Annotated in this window: 14 protein-coding genes and 1 tRNA gene; 1 reads left to right on the forward strand and 14 read right to left on the reverse strand. The window is 45.1% G+C overall.

All coding sequences use genetic code 11. The annotated features are described in order from the left end of the window. The first annotated feature begins 43 nt into the window (after positions 1–43). Complete coding sequence (locus tag ATC1_RS03270; protein ID WP_062278351.1) at positions 44–1,252, forward strand: ATP-binding protein; 1,209 nt, start codon at positions 44–46, stop codon at positions 1,250–1,252. 585 nt (positions 1,253–1,837) lie between these two features. Here the strand turns inward: ATC1_RS03270 and ATC1_RS03275 are convergent. The 14 genes from ATC1_RS03275 to ATC1_RS03345 form a co-directional block, all read right to left on the reverse strand. After that, complete coding sequence (locus ATC1_RS03275; RefSeq protein ID WP_062278353.1) at positions 1,838–2,806, reverse strand: D-2-hydroxyacid dehydrogenase; 969 nt, start codon at positions 2,804–2,806, stop codon at positions 1,838–1,840. Between the two features lie 26 nt (positions 2,807–2,832). Further along, entirely contained in the window at positions 2,833–3,735 is a 903-nt protein-coding gene (locus ATC1_RS03280) for a sugar phosphate isomerase/epimerase family protein (RefSeq protein ID WP_062278355.1), read from the reverse strand. A gap of 175 nt (positions 3,736–3,910) precedes the next feature. Next, on the reverse strand, positions 3,911–5,230 hold the full coding sequence (locus tag ATC1_RS03285) for a glycerate kinase type-2 family protein (protein ID WP_062278357.1): 1,320 nt from the start codon (positions 5,228–5,230) through the stop codon (positions 3,911–3,913). Positions 5,231–5,648: 418 nt separating this feature from the next. After that, positions 5,649–5,734, reverse strand: a tRNA-Ser gene (locus tag ATC1_RS03295). A gap of 136 nt (positions 5,735–5,870) precedes the next feature. Continuing rightward, a complete protein-coding gene (gene rbsK, locus ATC1_RS03300; protein ID WP_062278361.1) occupies positions 5,871–6,779 on the reverse strand; it encodes a ribokinase in 909 nt (302 codons plus the stop codon). Between the two features lie 356 nt (positions 6,780–7,135). Continuing rightward, positions 7,136–7,534: a D-ribose pyranase gene (rbsD, locus tag ATC1_RS03305; RefSeq protein ID WP_062278363.1), complete on the reverse strand. Its 399-nt coding sequence runs from the start codon at positions 7,532–7,534 to the stop codon at positions 7,136–7,138. Between the two features lie 146 nt (positions 7,535–7,680). Further along, positions 7,681–9,087, reverse strand: a complete 1,407-nt coding sequence (locus ATC1_RS03310) for an L-fucose/L-arabinose isomerase family protein (protein WP_062278364.1) — start codon at positions 9,085–9,087, stop codon at positions 7,681–7,683. Between the two features lie 279 nt (positions 9,088–9,366). Then, the gene (locus ATC1_RS03315; RefSeq protein ID WP_062278366.1) at positions 9,367–10,326 is read right to left on the reverse strand and encodes a D-ribose ABC transporter substrate-binding protein; all 960 of its coding nucleotides are present in this window, start codon (positions 10,324–10,326) and stop codon (positions 9,367–9,369) included. 83 nt (positions 10,327–10,409) lie between these two features. After that, entirely contained in the window at positions 10,410–11,468 is a 1,059-nt protein-coding gene (locus ATC1_RS03320; protein WP_062278368.1) for an ABC transporter permease, read from the reverse strand. Then, entirely contained in the window at positions 11,461–13,044 is a 1,584-nt protein-coding gene (locus tag ATC1_RS03325; RefSeq protein ID WP_082174639.1) for a sugar ABC transporter ATP-binding protein, read from the reverse strand. The genes ATC1_RS03320 and ATC1_RS03325 overlap by 8 nt, the downstream gene beginning before the upstream one ends. A gap of 1 nt (position 13,045) precedes the next feature. Beyond that, a complete protein-coding gene (locus tag ATC1_RS03330; RefSeq protein WP_062278369.1) occupies positions 13,046–13,708 on the reverse strand; it encodes a DUF2291 family protein in 663 nt (220 codons plus the stop codon). Between the two features lie 19 nt (positions 13,709–13,727). Continuing rightward, positions 13,728–15,209 carry an FGGY family carbohydrate kinase gene (locus tag ATC1_RS03335; protein ID WP_062278371.1) on the reverse strand — a complete coding sequence of 494 codons (1,482 nt, stop codon included), beginning with the start codon at positions 15,207–15,209 and terminating at the stop codon, positions 13,728–13,730. An 11-nt stretch (positions 15,210–15,220) separates the two neighbouring features. Then, positions 15,221–16,240, reverse strand: a complete 1,020-nt coding sequence (locus ATC1_RS03340; RefSeq protein ID WP_201777235.1) for a transketolase family protein — start codon at positions 16,238–16,240, stop codon at positions 15,221–15,223. Further along, on the reverse strand, positions 16,170–17,108 hold the full coding sequence (locus tag ATC1_RS03345; RefSeq protein WP_269079290.1) for a transketolase: 939 nt from the start codon (positions 17,106–17,108) through the stop codon (positions 16,170–16,172). The genes ATC1_RS03340 and ATC1_RS03345 overlap by 71 nt, the downstream gene beginning before the upstream one ends. Positions 17,109–17,161: the final 53 nt, after the last annotated feature.

Below are 17,161 nucleotides of genomic sequence, written 5' to 3' on the forward strand. Positions count from 1 at the left end.
ACATTTCTCTGTTATAACTAACAAAATATGGGCGAGGGAATCAATGATCAAGCGAACATCTTACCTGCAGAAAATCCATCCGTTCATCGGGCTTGATTTAGTTAAAGTGCTTACCGGGATCAGGCGCAGCGGAAAATCAGTGATGTTCTCATTGATCATGGATGAACTCCGCGAACAGGGTATTCCGCAGGAACATATAATCAGCCTGAATTTTGAAAATTTTGAGAACAATCATCTCTGTACTGCCGAAAAACTTCACACATATGTTTCTGACATGATTGTCGATTCCAAAGACAAGTATTATTTATTCTTCGATGAAATCCAGGAAGTAGAAAGATGGGAAAAATGCGTTAACTCCCTGCGTGTGAAGTATGATTGCGATATCTATATTACCGGGTCAAATGCGAAATTGTTATCCGGTGAATTAGCTACCTACCTGGCTGGCAGGTATGTGGAAATCACGATCTATCCTTTTTCATTCGCGGAATTCTGTGATTTGTATTTGGAAAGGAACCCGCAGGCTTCAACACCAGAAATCTTCAATCAGTATATTCGATTTGGCGGAATGCCGTTTTTAACAAATCTGAATTTTTTACCGGACCCTTCAAAACAATACCTTCAGGATGTTTTTAACTCGGTAGTTCTGAAGGATGTTGTCAGCCGTAACAATATTCGGGATACTGCTTTGCTTGATAAAATCATCACCTATGTTATGGCAAACATCGGGCGGACGTTTTCCGCGACAGGCATATCAAAGTATTTCAAAAATGAAAATCAGATCGTGTCGCCGGAGACAATTCTAAACTATCTGCAAGCTTGCGAAGATGCATTTCTTCTCTTCAGTTTTCATCGTCAAGATCTGATAGGAAAGAAAATTCTCACTGTAAACGACAAGTACTACATGGCAGATCATGGCATCCGTGAAGCTGTATATGGAAAAAATGAACGGGATATCAACCAGGTACTGGAAAACATTGTAGCCATTGAATTATTGCGACGCGGGTGGAAGGTAACGATCGGAAAAATTGATTCGCTTGAGATTGATTTTGTCTGTGAAAAACAAGAAATGAAACAATATATCCAGGTTGCTTATTTGCTGGCATCTCAGGAAACAATTGACAGAGAATTCGGTAGTCTGGAAAAGATCCCGGATAATTACCCCAAATATGTGATTTCGATGGACGAATTTGACATGAGCCGGAATGGAATTACGCATATGAATCTACGAAATTTTCTGCTTCAATCGGAATGAATAATGACATTTCATCTTGGGATGATTCCCGCTTTCTATCTGATAAAGCGTTAATCCACTTAGCAGGCAGTCCCGTTCAATTACCCTTGTACATTCACGATTCAGACGTTCAGGTTATACCTTATTTCTAAATTCGCTTCGAATCTTTCTCCTGCGAATCTCTCGACCAAAACAGTGAAACAGTAAATCCAAATCTCTTCTCATTTTATCTGTGAATTGAAAAATAAATGTAATTTATGAAGATGAAAGCGGAAAAAAACAGGTTGCATTTACTTTTTCAATTTATGCCTTCTCTTCTCCTTTTGGTTTTTTTTATTCTACTCAGAGTGTTTTATTGGGGTGGTATCCGTTCAAACGATCACTTGGTACCCTTTCAAACGAGCGTTTACAATATTATTAACACGCGTGTTAATAATATGCTATAGACATAATAATTTTTTTTCACACTTCAAAAATGTAGATCATTGTGAGCAAATAGTCTGAAATTAAGGTTATGAATTTATAAAGTCTTGGATTTTCCCAGTTTGCTAAAAAAATTCAGCCGATCTGACTGAAGACCGGCTGAATCATGTGTCGGAAAACAAATTATTGGTTGACTACATTGACCGGCGTACCAGCCAAAAACTGCCTGAGATTATCTACGGCAGCATCCATCAGCCGCTGCCGGCTTTCTTTGGGCGCCCAACTGATATGCGGCGTGATAAAGCAATTCTTTGCCTGAAGCAGCGGGTTGTCATTTTTGATAGGTTCCGAAGAAACAACATCCAAACCGGCTGCCGCGACTTTCCCGGAGTTCAATGCATCTGCCAAATCTTTTTCTACGATTAACGGTCCGCGGGAGTTGTTCAGAATGATCACACCATCCTTCATCTTGCTGATGGAATCTTTGTTGATGATCCCTTCAGTGGACGGAAAGAGCGGACAATGGAGCGCGATGACATCCGAAGTTTTCAGCAGCGTATCCAGATCGACATAATCTGCGACTGCTTTGCCGGCATCGCTTGGATGCTCATCATAAGCGATGACTTTCATGCCCAGCGCCTTTGCGATGGCAGCAGTCCGCTGACCGATGCGTCCGAGCCCGATGATCCCCATGGTTTTTCCTTCCAGTTCGATCAAAGGATAATCCCAGAAACACCAGTCCGCGCTATTTGCCCACTTGCCGTTATGCACAGCATTGCTGTGATGACCAATATTATGGCAGATCTCCAGCAGCAGCGCAATTGCAAATTGCGCAACTGCAGCCGTTCCATAGGTAGGAATGTTGCAGACGGGGATCCCTTTTTCTTTTGCGGCGGCTACATCAACGACGTTATAACCGGTGGCAAGCATGCTGATGAAGCGTATTCCCGGACAGGCATCTAAAACAGCTTTGCGGATCGGAGTCTTATTCGTATATACATATGCAGCATCTCCAATCCGCGAAATAATTTCATCATCATCGGTGCAGGATGTGCGATCGTATACTTGTAATTCTCCAAGCTTTGCCAGCTCATCCCAGGAGAGGTCACCGGGATTTTCCGCATATCCATCCAATACGACAATTTTTGCCATGATCTCCTCCGTATTATGAAATTGACTCAGTCCTGTACCAATGCCCAGGCACGGTTCAGGACACGTTTGGTATTAGCGAGAATGATATCTGCATCCTCACCGTTGAATGGTGTGACTTCCATGGAAAGGACATATGGATCATCTGCATGGAAGAAACCTTCCTCTTTGATCACAGTCAGGTAATCGACAAGTTCCATGGTATCGTTGGCGCTCTTTGGAAAACCGAAACGCGGGTGTTTATCGCCATAGGCATCAAAGCCTTTTTGTACCACAGCATTTCCGAAGTGGAAATGATTGATATACGGACGCAATGTGCGAATAACAAAATTCGAGGTCTCAAAGGTGGTTGGGAAATGGGAAAGATCGACCATCAAACCAAAATTAGCACATTCGCGGCGCATTTCAGCCGCAAATTTGGCCGCATACGGAGCAGGACCGATCAATGCAGCTTTATCCATGTCATAATCAAAGACTTCCAGATTGATGGTCATGTTTTTTTGAGCGGCATGGGCGCAGACGTTTTTCGTGGTTTTTAACAGCTGTGCAAAAGCCTGATCTTTCGTCTGTATTTCCCATTTTCCTGCCAGAAAAGCCACACTTTTTGCGCCAAGATACGCTGCCTCATCCACGGCATTCATCAGCGTTTTTTCCGCTTTTTCGCGTTCTGTTTCATCAATGGCATTGGGATTCAATTTTGGTCCAAGCAGGCAGGGCTGCGCCCCATAACAGACTTTCAGATGTGACTGGTCAAGTATCTTTTTGGCTTTATCACGAGTCTCATCATCGCTGAAATGTGTGATCTCGACTGCGTCGAAATAGTCATCGCAGGCGATAATCTTCAAAGAATCCAGAACTGAATAGGCCAAAGCCGGATGTGACATCCATTGAATCGTGCCGACTTGGAAATATTTATGGATCGAGTCTCTCATTTTTGCCCTCCATTGCAGATGATGGATCGCTGTAATTTGAAAAATAGGAAGAATTCAATATTATGGTGCGGTTTTTGCATTTGAATCGCAGGGCGAATTAATCATTTGAACTATTGATACGGATCGAAATCCATGTATGTTTCGTAAAATCGCCACATCGGGGCAGACTGCTGGTTTAGAAAGCAAATAAAAATGTCAAATCATTGACATTGGTGCCGCTGGGACCGGTTTTCAACAGGTCGTTCAGGGCTTCAAAATAATGATAGGCATCATTGCGATTGAGGAAATCCTCCGGCTTGAGACCGTGAGCCAGTCCTTTCTGCAGCGTTTCATCGCTTACGAAAGCGCCGGCTGCATCGGTTGGACCATCTTCTCCATCTGTGGCAAGTGTCACGAGGGCAGAACCTTTCATGTCCGACATGGGACGCACGGCAGCCAAGGCAAGCTCCTGGTTCCGTCCGCCCAGTCCATTCCCATGGATATGAACCGTTGTTTCTCCGCCGAAGATCATCAGCGCCGGGCGGTGAATCCAGGAACCAGGACGATCAATTTCAGAGAGGAATGCAGGCAGCATGGCTCCGACTGCAGCAGCTTCTCCAGTAAGCATTGTGCTGAGGATAACGGAGTTGAAACCAAGTTGGCGCCCTTTTTCGGCTGCTGCAACCGCAGCAATACGATTGTCTGCAGCCAGACAGTTGATGATTTTTTTGCAGCAGGGATCGTCATTCTTCAGCGTCTCAGGGATCAGACCCATCTGTCCATCCTGCAACACTTTCAGGATCGAGGCTGGAACGCTTCCCCGCAATTGATATTTGTCCAGAATACGGATTGCGTCATCGAACGTGGATGGATCGGGTACGGTAGGACCGGATGCGATGGTACTCAGATTGCTGCCCACGACGTCAGACAGGATGATCGATACACATAAAGCCGGAGCTGCCTGTAATGCAAGGCCGCCGCCTTTGACCAGATCCAGATGCTTGCGCATGGTGTTGAATTCATTGATATCCGCCCCGCAGGCAAGGATCTGTGCGCTGAAATCCTGCATGTCCTTCAGGCTCACGCCAGGACGCGGACAGGTCAGCAGTGCTGAGCCGCCGCCGGAAATCAGGAATATTACCAGGTCATCCGCCAGCGTTTTTCCGAGCATGGCGAGGATAGCATTTGCCCCTTGCACGCTTCCGTCATCCGGAACCGGATGACCGCCTTTGAAGATACGGTATTTTTCCGAAAATTGAAAAGAATCATCGATATGTTTGGTGAGAATGATTCCTTCTGTGACCGCATCGTGCAATACGGAATCCACTGCTGCAGCCATGCTCAGCCCGGCTTTCCCGATTGCGACAAGGTAGATATGTTTGAATTGTTTCCATTCAAATGTTTTCCCTGCGATGATCAGTTGGTCCTGTTCTCTTTGCAGCACTTTTGGAATGAAAACTTTCGGATTTACTGCTTGAAATGCTGCCGAAATAATGCTTTGAATCTCATTGTTCATAATACATGATCTTCCCTGATAATTTGAAACCGGATGATGTTATTATACCGAAAGGTTTGTATCCATCATATTCGCCAAAAAAGTATACCATCATTGAGATCCGATAATTCGGAGTAAATCGAAACCAGCAATATCAAATTTGGAAAGAATTATTTGTTATTGTGATATTTTTACGCACAGCCCTCGATGCTCGCCAGTTCGCATCAAGCCCTCCCGGGTTCGAATCCCCTCAAATCGGTTAACAAAAAAACCGTCCTGGTGGACGGTTCTGCGGAGAGAGAGGGATTCGCGTTTTGCTGCGCAAAACTTACCCTTCGCTGCGCTTGGTCCTCGATGCTCGCCAGCTCGCATCAAGCCCTCCCGGGTTCGAATCCCCTCAAATCGGTTAGCAAAAAAACCGTCCTGGTGGACGGTTCTGCGGAGAGAGAGGGATTCGAACCCACGATGAGATTTCCCCATACCTGTTTTCAAGACAGGCGCCTTAAACCACTCGGCCATCTCTCCCAATACGCAAACGATTTTATCATGATTCTGAAGACACAACAAGAAAAAGTATCATTGCTCAATTCGAAATCCAGCATTTTTTCGAACCGTTGTACTCCATTACGGAAATATCCGCAAAAATTCAGCGATCCACCGTCTAGAAGCCGCATTCCGCATAGTTAGGGAAACTTTTTTGGGCGCCGCGCTTCTGTACGCTCAATGCGGCGGCATGACTGGCTTTTTTCATTGCCTCTTCCACCGGAATTCCAGATGCAATGAAATATGCGACTGTACCGATAAACGCATCTCCTGCACCGGTTGTGTCGACTGCAGTCACTTTCTCTGTTTCCACTAGTACTGTTTTTCCCTCTGACATCAATAGACTGCCCTTGCTCCCCAGCGTGATGATGACATTTTTTACACCCCGGGAGAGGAAATCTTTGCCAGCTCGTTTCACATCTTCGATTGTCTTCACCGGGAATCCGACGATATGAGCAGCTTCCGATTCGTTCGGACAAAAATAATCACATAATCGGTAGATTTCATCCGGGAAGTCTTCTGCCGGAGCAGGATTGAAGATCGTCGGAACACCATACATTCTGGCAATTTGCAGAAAACGCAGTGTGGCATTCAAGTTGATCTCATTCTGGCAGACCAGTACATCGGCTTTACCTATTGCAGCGGCTGCTTTCTCAATTTCCTCTTCGCTAAAGGAGAGGTTGGCGCCACCTACTACAATGATGGCATTTTGCCCGTTTTCCTGAACAGTGATGGCTGCGATACCGGTCGATGCTTCTTTCGTTGTATACACACAACTGGTATTCAGACCACAGGCAGTGAAGTTTTTCATATAATCTTTTCCGAAAGTATCTTCACCGATTTTCGCAATCATCCATACTTCACCACCCAGTTTTGCCGCCATTACAGCCTGATTAGCACCTTTGCCTCCGAAATAGGTCTGAAATGCATTTCCATGAATGGTTTCACCTGCCATCGGCATTCGCTGAACGGTAGTGACAAGATCCATATTCGCTGATCCGGCAACACAGATAACTGGTTTTTTCATAACGACTCCTGAATGATTAGAAAATGATTGCGGCAAAAAAAGATTGCGCTCTGCGCCAAGCAGCCTGCTATCGCTTTTTTACCGTATGCCATTATTGTAGCTCAAATCAACTCTTCCGTAAAACAAACAGCGATTCGAACTATGGATAAGCTTTACGAATTAATTAAGAAGATTTGTTATTCACATGGTGTTGCACTCTGCGTAATACCATGTGAATAACAATGCATTCTTTTCATATTTCGAATTATTGTGAAACAAACAGTAAGTCGACATATTGACTTACTGTTTGAAAAAAAATTCTTTATTGTTCTATTCTTTTAACACAAAGCGCACTAACACGAGAACGACTGATATTCTCAGAACGTCACGCCGCCTTCCAGGATCACATTGCAATAAGGTGTGCATTCTCCGGTCCGGATATGTACTTTTGCTATGCGGGACATGGCTTTAATCGCTTCATGCGGTTTGGCTTCCACCGGAAAATCATCGCCGATCATCTGCAGCAGACGCTGATAAGCCGGTGTGCTTTTTTCGGCCATTTCGCTGCTGATGTAAGCCTTCTGTACTTTCAACTCTGACAAGACTGTTGTTAAAACATCAAAGAAACCCGGAATACCGGCACAAACTGCCAGGTCGACGAAAGGCACTCCCGGCTGGCAAGGCATGCCTGCATCACCAATCAGTATGGTGTCAAAATGTTCCAGCTCCGCCACGATTTTTGAAATTTCACCGTGATAGATACCACTTTTCTTCATTTTTTTCTCCAACATAAAAATGCAGGTTTGCCTTAGTAATTTGAAATAAAGACACATTTTTCGAATAAGCCGAAAAACTTATTCCATATTTCAAATCACTGGATCTGTCTGTTGCAAACCTGCATCGTAATTTTTACCTCTTGAATCTAACTGTGCAGATAAGTCTCCCAGCCAAGATAGCCTTCGAAGGCTTCGGTGATGATCTCCGCAAGGTTTTCCTTTGCAACGGCAACGTGATGTTCGAATCCATTCAAACAGATGAAACGCATCAGATCCTGAAGATCCGGAATTTCAACAACGGCGCGGGCGCCGAATGTCTTCAACTCATCGTCCACAAATTTTCCTTCGCCGGTGTAAGCCCGGATCACCCCATTGACCTCATCCGTGGTAACACGCGCATACGTTAATTTTCCGCTCGGAATTCTGCCCTCTACCGTTCCCATGGTATTTTCTGTCCCCATCGTGGTCGCCAGAATTTTTGCATTGCTCATACAGCAACCCGGCACAAAACTCTTGGCGAAATTGCCACAGTGGAAAAGGACACAGTGATTTTTATCGCTGCCATAGTTATTATTCCAATCGACCAGAATGGCAGGTGCTGCACCGGCAAGCTGTAAAGCGTACATGGATACAAGACCTGTAATATCTGTCTCACACGCTGAGGGCATCAGATTTTCACTCATCATGCTCATCAGAGTGCAGACATTTACGCCGTAATTCTGTTGAATCGAATTCCAGCATTGAATGGCAGTTGCGTCGATTTCATTATCCGCGATCCATTGATCCAGGATACCCTTGAATTTAGCCATGCGGAGCAGAGCGTCCTGCGGAATGCCATCATGCGGCATATAACTGTCAATTTTTTCCAATGCCGATTTCACAATGCGGTCATCATCGCTTAACCGGGATGCCGGACCGATCAGTTCGGAAAGATCCGCTGTAATGACAGAAATTCCGACATTTTCGAGCATTTTTTCACTGTAACGAACTGTATTAAACGCTGTTGGTCGGGCACCGACTGCACCGAGTCGTGCGTTGTGCATCTTGTTGACAATGCGGCAGACACCTGCGAATTTCCGCAGGTCTGCTTTAAAACTCTCCTCAGCTGGGAAGACACAGTGATCCGTTGTGACCGAGAAGTTATAACCGTACTGCCGGAGGTTGTTACAAACCGAGATTTTGCCGCAGAAAGAATCACGGCGGTTTGCCACATCCAGTTTCTCCAGATCATCTGGGAAAGCTTGTACCAGAATCGGTTTCCGCAAACCGGAAAGCTTGATTGTATCCGCAATTCCGCGCTCATCACCAAAATTTGGCAGACTGATGAGGATACCGTCGATCTCATCAGCATGGCGTTTGAACAATTCGGCACATTCCTTTGCATGTGCATATGTCGTGACAGCGCCGTGTACACCCGTGTTTTCATCCAACGTTATATAATCGATTCCCAATTCTTCCAATACGGCAAACATTTGTTTTCGGGCATCGAAAACAAGACTGGCAGGGAAAAATTCTCTCGATCCAAATAAGACAGCCAATGTGATTTTTTTCATACGATCTCCTGATATCGTTCTGATAAATTGAATGGATGGTTTCCAAAAACCCGGACCATTCTCTAATACGTCAGAGAACGTTGTTTTGCAGAAAATGGTCCTGTATCATCCGATGCTTTCAATACAAACTGCGGATTAACTGTACAACAATGCTATTCGTGTACAACTGTCCGCCATATTTCTTTTCCAGCAAAGAAATATAACGTCAGGATTTCCTTGCTGGAAAAGAAATGAAGGAACGGAAATGAATCCGTTCCTTCTTGAAAGCTAAAAAATCGATTACTTGCAGGAAGTAACACCCTCGATCGGGGCGAATTTCGCATACATGCAGGCATTCTCTGCATTGACCAATACACAATCGATGGATTGTTTTTCTTCCTTCTGGAATTTACCATTGGTCAGGTAATAGTCTGCCTGTTCAACGGCTGCGATGGAAATGGCTGCAACCGGCTGCAGGCCGGTGGCTTTAATACCACCGTCTTTAATGGACTGGATCACATCATCGGAACCATCAAATCCCATGACAATGACGTCTTTCTTGCCAGCGGCATCCAATGCAGCTTTGGCACCCAAAGCCATGGTATCGTTTCCGCAGATCACACCCTTGACATCCGGATTGGCCTGAAGCATGGTTTCCATTTTTTCGAAAGCTTCAGTCTGATCCCAGTTGGCAGTATCCTGAGCAATCATTTTCATATCGGGATATTCGTCGATGACGTCATGAAAACCCTGAGAACGGACATGGGCGTTGGTATCGGTATCACGGCCGGTCAGCTCGATATAGGTGCCTTCTTCTTCCATCAGTTCGACAAAGTATTCAGCAACCATGGAAGCGCCTTGATAGTTGTTGGAAACGATCTGGGCAGCGGCAATACCTTCTTCACTGATTTCACGATCGATCAGGAAAGTCGGGATTCCGGCATCTTTGGCTTTCTGAACAGCGCTGACAGTTGCGTCGGCACCGGCATTATCAAGGATAATTGCCTTAGCGCCTTCAGCGATGGCGGTCTCAAACAGTTCCATCTGCTTGTTGGCATCATCATCATGGACGACTGATTTTGTGGTATAGCCAAGCTCTTCTGCTTTTGCAACTGCAATTTCAGCCTCAGAACCAAAAAACGGATTCGAATGTGATGGAGTGATCACATAGATCAGTCCTTTGCTGTCTGCAGCGGAAACGGCTGCTACGCTGGTTAACACCAGAGCAAGAACAACGATGAATAACAAACTCTTTTTCATTTTATTCCTTTCCTCCTGTTACAGAGATTGAAAATTTTATTTTTACGAATTAGAAATTCGTAATACACAGTATTAGAGGAGAACTACCTATTCTCTTTTTCCTCAACTTGCTGCGAGAGGGAAACACGTTCCTGAAGTCTGCGCTGCACCTGGTCGATGATGACCGCAAAAACGATGACGATACCCTTGGCAACCTGCTGCCAGAATGACGAGACGCCAGCCATAACCAGACCATCTGAAAGAATACCGATCACAAATGCACCGATGACCGTTCCGCCAATGCTGCCAATTCCACCGGAGAGGGATGCACCTCCCAAAACCACAGCAGCAATCGCTGTCATTTCATAGGAATCACCTGTCATTGGGTGCGATGCAACCAACTGTGACGCGATAATCAATCCAACTACTGAAGAACAGAAACCGGAAATTGCATAGACACCGATTTTTGTCTTGTCAATGGCTACGCCAGACATACGGGCTGCCTTCTCATTACCGCCTATGGCATAAACATGGCGACCGAAGGGCAGTTTCCGTGTGACGAAAATTGCTACGAGCATAAAAACCAGCATGATCCAGATGCTGTAGCTGATACCCAGAAAAGAGCCGGCACCCAATTGCGGGAAACCGGTGTTCCCCAGTTCAGCGCGTCCGACTAAATTTGGAAAAGTCAAGCCGTTCGAACGGATCTGGGCAAAACCACGTGCGACATACCACATACCCAAGGTCGCAATAAAAGCTGCAACATTAAATTTCGCAATAATAAAGCCATTAATAATTCCGCAAAAAGTACCGATCGCCATAGTCAGAATCAGGACCATCGGTATTGAAGGGTAATAGGTATTTGTACCGATCGTAATCCCCTCATTGATAAATCCACCAGCCATCATTGCACATAATCCGGCTATAGAACCGACCGAAAGGTCGATACCTCCTGTCAGAATCACAAAGGTCATTCCAATCGCCAGGGTAGCATAAATCGCTACATGTTTGGTCATTACAACCAGATTGGTTGAATTCACAAAGTTTGGAACGATGATTGTGAAGATGATCAGTACAAAAATCAACGCAATAAATGCACGGCCTTTCATTAAAAATGATTCAATCTTCAGCCAGTTCGCTTTTTTTCCTTTTAATTCAGGCATTCTTCACTCCTTCAAGTTCATGACCGATGGCGGATGCAGTGACAAGCGCTTCTTCGGTTGCTTCTTCCCGTGTAAATTCTCCGGTGATTTTTCCTTTTGACATAACCAGAATTCGATCTGATACGGAAATCACCTCTTTTAACTCTGTTGACACAAAAATAATCCCATACCCTTTGGATGCCAGTTCGTTGACAAGCTGGAATATTTCAGCCTTTGCTCCGACATCAATGCCCCGCGTTGGTTCGTCTAACAGTAAAATCGTCGGATTTGTCAGCAATGCGCGGGATACGACCACTTTTTGCTGATTGCCGCCGCTGAGCGAGGTGATCAGATTGTTGGTATCCGGCACTTTAATGTGGATTTCTTCGACTTTTTTATTGATCGCTTTTTTCTCTTCTTTGGCGGAAATCCAGAATCCTTTCATCAAATTCTTCAAGCTGGAAAGAACAACATTCCCGCCGACTGACATCGTCTGTACCAGCCCGTCAACCTGACGATTTTCCGGGACAAGGATGATTCCGTCAGATATTCTTTCATCAATGTGTCTGCTTTTGATTTCTTTGTTCTGAATAAAGATTTTTCCAGAAGCGTCTTTGGCATACCCGCACAGACATTCAAATAACTCCGATCGTCCGGCGCCAACCAGACCATACAATCCGAGCACTTCACCTTTATGAACTGTAAAATTGACATGATCCACTGAAAAACCACCGCCGATGCGTGGCAGGGTAATATTCTCCACACGCATCAATTCTTCGCCAATTTGACGAGTCTGATGATAAGATTTCATCGTGTGCTTTTCACCCACCATCCAGCGGATGATCCAGGGAAGATTGATATCTTTTACTTTGGCGGATGCCATTTTATTACCATCACGCAGCACTGTAATGTAATCGCCGATCTGTAGCAATTCTTCCAGTTTGTGTGAAATGTAAATGATGGTTACACCGCTTATGAGCAATTCTCGCATCAATTTGAATAAAACTTTGACTTCATCATTGGAAAGCGCCGATGTCGGTTCATCCATGATCAAGATTTTCCGCTTTTCTGAGACAGCACGTGCAATTTCAATAATCTGCTGCTGACCGACCCGCAGTTCTCCTACCAGTTGATCCGGATTGATATTCTGTTCCATCTTTTTCAGGATTTTTACGGTTTCTGCTCGTTGTTCTTTGTAGGACACGATACCATTGACCCGTTTTTCACGACCAGTGAAAATATTCTCAGTTACTGTGAGATTCGGAAAAACCATCATTTCCTGAAAAATGATGCCGATCCCGTTTCTTCCGGCTTCTTTGATGGAGCCGTTGCTGATTTCCTTCCCCTCCAGATACAGTTTTCCGGAAGTAGGCTGCTCCACACCCGCCAATATTTTCATCAGGGTGGATTTTCCAGCTCCATTTTCACCGACCAACACATTCACTTTACCGCGATAGGCATCAAAATCGACATTGTTCAGCGCCGTCGTTCCGGGATAAACCTTGGTAATCTTTTCTGCATGCAGAATGATATCATCCGGATTTTCAGCGCGATTTTCGAGAGTCCCGGTTTTCTCAGGGAATTGTGTTTCAGACATATCAATCACCCTCTTCGACATAGACCGGACTGATTGTGACCGTATCCAGGTTTATTTTTGTCTGATTCGTCGTTAATATGGTAAACATTCCACCAAAACTGATCTTCTTACCGATCATATTTGCCCAGTCAAATTTCTCAAAAATCTCGGTTCCGACACGTTTGTTGATTTCCTTGGATACCTGACCGTATTCCGTCTGATCTTTAAAATTTCCAAACTCAATGAATCCAGCGCCATCCCGGATGGATTCGCCACTGATTTTTGGACCAATATTCAGAAAAACCTGAATATTACCATTGTAACCATCAAGACGGATCGTTGCTTTGCCGTCCTTTTTTGAAAGGTCAACCGCTTCAACTGTTCCAACTCCGCGTACGCGATAATTGTAAGCGCCGCTGACGGAAATCTTTGCAAATTCCGCCGAGCTTTCCAGATCCTTTGCAATTGCGTCCAGAACAATCGGCAGTTCTTTTGAATCCTCACGCACAGCAGGAAGCAGCTTGCTTTCCCAGATTGCATCCACATAAGCAACCCTGTCAAACTTTTCAGATTCCAACACAGCGGTTTGTTCTTGCGTATTGACAACAGTAAACTGCTTTGAACCCCAAACGAGAAAAGCAGCAATTAAAACCAGCCAGACGATCCATTTAATTTTCTTTTTCATTAAAAGCAACTCCTTCTGTTTATAAAAGGACTTTTTGTACAGAATGATTCCAGCCCGAAAAAATATTCTTTACATCTTCAGCGGCCATTGCGGGAAGATATCGCCGTACCGCCATGTCGATCTGTTGCAGCGTCTGAAGATTCGCATAAAATCCGCAAGCCAGCCCACCTGAAAAAACAGCTCCCAAAGCCGAGAGCTCCGGCAGAGATGATGCGATCAATTCACGTTGATTGATATCTGCTACAAACTGCATTAAAAACTGATTTCGTACTGCTCCGCCATCCGCGCATAATTGCAGTAGCGGAATATCCGCATCCTTTCCCATAATGCGCAATACATCGGTTACCGTAAAACCAATTCCTTCCAACGCAGCTCGAATAATATGTTCTTTTTTGACACCGGGAGTCAGTCCAAAAATTGCACCACGAGCATCCGCCTTCCAATACGGTGCGCCCATACCGACAAAAGACGGGACAAAGTACACACCGCCATTATCCGGCACAGAAGAAGCCTGAATCTCTGTATCAGCCACATTATCAATCAGACCAAGCTGATCTTTCAACCAGGCAATGACAGCTCCGGTGAAGTTGGTAATCCCTTCAAAGGCATACGTCGGTTTTCGGTTTAAAACCCAGGCGATAGCCGTTACGATACCGTTCTCTGAGTATTTTTTCTCATGACCAATGTTCAACAGAATCGAGGAACCAGTTCCAAAAGTGACTTTTGCCATACCGGGTTCGAAACATCGTTCCGCAAATAAAGCTGCCTGAGAATCTCCCATCACACCGGCAATCGTCAATGATTTATCCAGAATTCCTTCAAAATCAGTCTGCCCAAAGCAGGAAGCGCTTTCGCGGATTTCCGGCAACTCGGCGATCGACAGATCAAAAACGCTCAAAAGACTACGATCCCAATGCAGTGTGTCAATATCGTAAAACAACGTCCGGCTGGCATTCGTATGGTCTGTTGCGTACACTTTCCCATGCGTCAGCCGATAAATCAAATAGGTATCAATCGTCCCGATCAATGCCGTTCCTTGAACGAGTCTTTTATTCAGATCGGGCAGGTTGTTTTTTATCCAGGTTAATTTACTGGCAGGGAAATAAGTATCCACCAATAGTCCGGTCTTTTTCTGCACGATCTGCGCCAGTGCGGTATTTCGCAGAGAAGAACAAAAATCTTCCCCTCGCCGATCCTGCCAGACAATTGCGTGATGCAGTGGTTTCCCGCTTTCGCGGTCAAAGACAACGATTGTTTCACGCTGATTGGTCAGACTGAACCAGGCTGCCTGATCAAGTGCCGCCGGATTCTTTTCTTTGAGGCTGCGGACAGCCATCAGCACATTTTGATAAATTTCTTCCGCATCATGTTCTACCCAACCCGGTTTCGGAAAATACTGTTGATGGGTGACACTGACTTGATCGAGCAAGTCAGCTTTTTCATTAAACAGCATCGCTTTGGTTGCGGATGTACTTTGATCAATCGCAAGAATCAACGTCACGTTCCTGCTCCTTATCGTAATAGTTCTGCTGCTGCGGCGGTTATACCGGAAGCAGAAATACCATAATGGTCGAAAAGATCCGTTTGACTGCCAGTGACCAGATCTTCATTCGGAAAGGCAAGTATTTTAATTGGCCGGAAAAGGCGGCGCTCCATCAATAAACTAGCCACAATGCTGCCCAGACCGCCATAAATGGAGTGTTCTTCCAAAGTAATCACAGCTTTGGCGGAAGCAGCCATATCCAGAATCGTTGTTTTATCGAATGGGCGTAATGAATGCAGACTGATCAGTCCGGCGCTGATCCCTTCAGCTTCCAAAGCTGCCGCACCCTCATATGCCGGCTGTAATGCTTCACCGCAAGCAATAATCAAAATGTCAGATCCCTGATGCAGAATGCCAGCTTTCCCAAATGTAACTTCATTGGCAGATGAGTAAAAAAGCGGCATTGTTTTCTTACCGAATCGGATATACATCGGCCGGGGATACTGTAAATAGGATTCCAGAACAGTCTCTGTTTCAAAATTATCCGCAGGTATACATAAATCCAGGTTTGGTACAGCCATTAAAGCGGCTATATCGTGAATCGAATGATGGGTCGCGCCCAGTCCACCATAACTGACGCCGGAACTGATACCCAGCAGTGCGACCGGATTATTAGAATAAGCCACATCGTTTTTCACCTGTTCAAATGAACGTGCCGATAAAAAGCTTCCCGGTGAAATCGTGAACACTTTTTTCCCGCAGGAAGCCAATCCAGCAGAAATGCCCACAGAGTTCTGCTCAGCAATGCCCACTTCGATGAGTTGTTGGGGGAATTGCTCACTGAATCCAGTAACACGTCCTGAGCCGCGTGAATCACTGGTTACGATCATCAGATTCGGATCATCTTTTGCTCGATTGATCAGAATCTGTGCCATGTATTCCAAATTGGGTAATCCTTTTTTTAATGGAGGCAGCATGTCAAAGAGCCTCTCTTTCAGCTTTAAATTCGCGCAACGCCTGCTGTAATTGATCTTCTGAAGGTACGCCATGATGCCATTTCGCCTGATTTTCCATGTAGCTGATCCCTTTTCCTTTAATCGTATTGGCAAGGACCAGGCTCGGTTTTCCCTTTTCAAAAGGAACTGCCTGAAAAACAGCCAGCAGTGCATCCGTATCATTCCCGTCAACTTCCCGCACCGAGAAACCGAACGCTTCGAATTTTTCTTTTAGAGGTTCCAGGCTCATCACATCTTCCGTGGAACCGGAAATTTGAAGCCGATTTCGGTCGACGATAGCAATGAGATTATCCAGTTGATAATGGGCAGCCGCCATAGAAGCTTCCCAGATCGAACCTTCAGCCAATTCGCCGTCGCCCATCAGGCAAAAAACGCGGTAGTTCCTGTTATCCAACTTGCCGGCAATGGCCATCCCGACAGCAATAGACAAACCATGACCCAACGCGCCAGTGCTCTGTTCAACGCCAGCAATTTTACGGGTGGGATGACCGGCAACAGGAGAAAGGTACAATCCAACTCGCTCGCTCCATGATTCTGGCATAAAACCGCGTTCGGTTAAAATTGCATAGAGTGCTTCCGCAGCGTGACCTTTGGACTGAACATAACGGTCACGGTTCGGATCATTCATACGATCCGGTGCGACATTCAGAATCCGGTTATATAGCACATTCAGAATATCAATGCAGGAAAGATCACCACCTGTATGACCGGCATTTGCTGCTGTGATAATTTTCAGAGTTAATTCTCTATAAAAGATTGATTTTTCTTTTAGTTCCTGATCACTCATTTTCAACCTATCGTCAGTAAATCGAAAGTTGGAAAGGCCTTTTTCGAAACGAGAGGAAATTCGTTGTCCTGCTATTTTTTCAATATTTCGATTCGTTGACCTATTGTGGTACACTATAATTGAATAATTATTCAATTATAGATATTCATGCTTTTTTATTTTTACTA

The organism is Flexilinea flocculi (genome assembly GCF_001192795.1).
GTDB classification, from domain to species: Bacteria; Chloroflexota; Anaerolineae; order Anaerolineales; family Anaerolineaceae; genus Flexilinea; species Flexilinea flocculi.